This window comes from Staphylococcus nepalensis (assembly GCF_014635045.1).
Classification (GTDB): Bacteria; Bacillota; Bacilli; order Staphylococcales; family Staphylococcaceae; genus Staphylococcus; species Staphylococcus nepalensis.
Genome location: NZ_BMCF01000019.1, coordinates 1 through 3,025 on the forward strand (window position 1 = coordinate 1; position 3,025 = coordinate 3,025).

General features: G+C 38.2%; 2 protein-coding genes and 1 pseudogene. All 3 read right to left on the minus strand.

Annotated features, from left to right (window positions below; translation table 11 throughout):
- Positions 1-441, minus strand: a 441-nt coding sequence (locus IEU88_RS13540) for a cytochrome c oxidase subunit 3 family protein (RefSeq protein WP_188350427.1), incomplete at its 3' end; no start/stop codon positions are given.
- Complete coding sequence (qoxB, locus tag IEU88_RS13545) at positions 431-2,419, minus strand: cytochrome aa3 quinol oxidase subunit I (RefSeq protein WP_115359543.1); 1,989 nt, start codon at positions 2,417-2,419, stop codon at positions 431-433. The genes IEU88_RS13540 and qoxB, both read right to left, overlap by 11 nt.
- A pseudogene (locus IEU88_RS13550) lies at positions 2,419-3,025 on the minus strand (cytochrome aa3 quinol oxidase subunit II); the annotation flags it as partial. The pseudogene IEU88_RS13550 and the gene qoxB, both read right to left, overlap by 1 nt.

Genomic DNA, 3,025 nt, shown 5'->3' on the forward strand with positions numbered 1-3,025 from the left:
ACCTAATGAGACGTGGGCGCCGTGTGTTCCTAAAAGTATAAAGAAACTAGACCAATAAGAACCGATTGTTAGGTTAACACCTTCTGATACGTAGTGTGCAAACTCGTAAATTTCAAATCCTACGAAAACAACACCAAATAATAAAGTGATAATCATCCAAATCGTCATTAATTTTGCTTTTTCTTTTCTCATATAGTAAATAGAAATACCACAAGTATAAGAACTAATTAATAACGCAAATGTCATTATCAAAACGAGGGGTAATTCGAACATTTCAGTCGTCATTTTACCGCCATAGTCTCCGCCATGTTGAAGTGTTAATAGGGTTGCAAATAGCGTACCGAATAGTGAGACTTCTGCTGTAAGGAATATCCAAAAGCCAAGTCTATTTAAATTACCTTCATGCGAACGTTGATCAATAGTGTTTGCATCATGACTCATGACGTACAGCCTCCCTTTCTTTTATACGTTCGTTAAGCAAACGTTTTTCGTTTTCTGCTACTTCAGAAGCTGGGATATGATAACCGTGGTCTACTTGGAAACTACGGAAAATCATAGTGCCAAAGATACCTATTAAGCAAATAACAGCTGGGAGGATTGTTTCAAAGATCAGGAAGAAGCCCCCGATTGTAAAGAGGATGCCCATCCAAAAACCAACTGGCGTATTATTTGGCATATGAATATCAGTATAGTTATGATTATCTAAATAATGACGCCCATGTTCTTTCATATTTACAAATGTATCATAGTCATTCCAGTCCGGTATGACAGCAAAGTTGTATTCAGGTGGCATCGCTGAAGCAGTGGACCACTCTAATGTACGTCCTATACCGTACCAATTGTCGCCAGTAGCTTCACGTGGTGATTTGAAGAAACTATATACGATACTAGCAATTAAGAACATAAAGCCTAATGCCATCATGAGCGCACCGACAGTAGAGATTGCGTTTAACAACCACCAGCCGTCTTCTGGCATATAAGTGTATAAACGACGTGGCATACCATCTAATCCAAGGATGAATTGAGGTAAGAAACAAACGTTAAAACCAATAATGAAGAACCAAAAACACCATTTATTTAATGTTTCATTTAACTTAAACCCAACCATCTTCGGCCACCAGAATATGAGTGCGCCTAATAAACCGAATGCAACACCAGCTACTAATGTGTAGTGGAAGTGTGCAATTAAGAAGTACGTATTATGATACTGATAGTCAGCTGCTGCCATAGAAAGCATAATACCAGTCACTCCACCTATTAGGAAGGTAGGAATAAATGCTAGCGCAAATAACATTGGTGACTCAAGAGTAATTCGACCTTGATAAAGCGTAAATAACCAGTTAAAGATTTTAACGCCGGTTGGGATACCAATCAGCATGGTTGTGATTGAAAAGACTGAGTTAATTAACGCACCATTACCCATTGTGAAGAAATGGTGAACCCAAACTAAGAAACTAAGGAATGCGATACCTGCTGTTGCCCATACCATACTTTGGTGACCAAACAGACGTTTACGAGCAAATGTTGGGATAATCTCAGAATATATACCGAACGCTGGTAGCACAACAATATAAACTTCAGGATGGCCCCACACCCAAAAGAAGTTAGCCCATAACATTGGCATACCGCCATTTGCGACTGTAAAGAATGCAGTATCGAAGATTCTATCTGTTGTGAACAGTGCTAATGCCACTGTTAATACTGGGAAAGCCAATATAATGAGTAATGTGGTAATGAAAGCAGTAACCGTAAACATTGGCATTTCCATAAATTTCATGGTAGATGTTTTACATCTGATTATAGTAACAAAGAAGTTAATACCAGTCATTAGGGTACCTATACCAGTAATTTGAATTGCAATTAAGTAATAGTTGACTCCGGGCCCTGGGCTGAATTCTCCTGCCATCGGTGCGTAGTTCGTCCAACCAGCCGCAGGTGAGCCTCCGATTATAAATGACAGGTTGAATAACAACATACCTGAGAAAAATAACCAGAAACTTACGTTATTTAATACAGGGTATGCAACGTCTCTTGCACCAATTTGTAAAGGTACAACAACATTCCATAAACCGAAAATGAATGGCATTACCATAAAGATAATCATGATGACGCCGTGCGTGCTAAAAACTTCATTATAATGATGTGGTTCTAAAAATGTATTATCTGGAATTGCTAATTGTGTACGCATCATTAAGGCATCAATACCGCCACGCACGAACATTAATACAGCACAGATTAAATACATCACGCCGATTTTTTTATGGTCAACCGATGTGAACCACTCTCTGTATAGATATTTCCATAATTTAAAATAAGTAATTACTGCGATCACTGCGATGATAGCGAACGGTGCACCGATTTGTGCCATTGTAACCATCCAATCGCCATGAACGAGCAATTGATCCCATGGGAAATTCATTAATGTCCACCTCCATGTTCATGGTCTTTTTTCTCAGACTCTGATGCTTGTTCGTCTTTAGCACCTTCTGAGATTTTTTCCATTTCGTCCATATTATGTGATTCTTCATCTTTAAACTCACTGTTATATGGTTCATTATTGCCTAGCATCATAGCTTTCATACCATGACGTTCATAGTTTGCGTTTGTGATTTGTGGCTTACGTGCAGGTTTATTAGGTTTATCTAATACATCCTCTTTTATTTCTTCTGGTGTATTAAAGTTTGGATCTTTCTGTACGTAATTGAAACGATCATAAGCATAGAAAATATACTCAGGATCAGCTGCTGGATCAACAAATGCCATATGTGTACCACTGAAAGTTAAGTTTTTGTTTTCAGTAGTTGGTAAAAGTTGTTTATCAAAGGTATCTTGATCTAATTCCTTTTGACTTTGAGCATCTTTTACCCAATCCTTAAATTCACTTTGGCTAACTGAATTAACATCAAATGTTTGGCGAGCGAATCCTTCACCGTTGAAGTTTGAGTTACGTCCTCTGAACGTTCCTTCTTCGCTAGCAGTTAAAGTCCAATCCATTGTCATTCCAGTCATCGCATATTTTTGACCA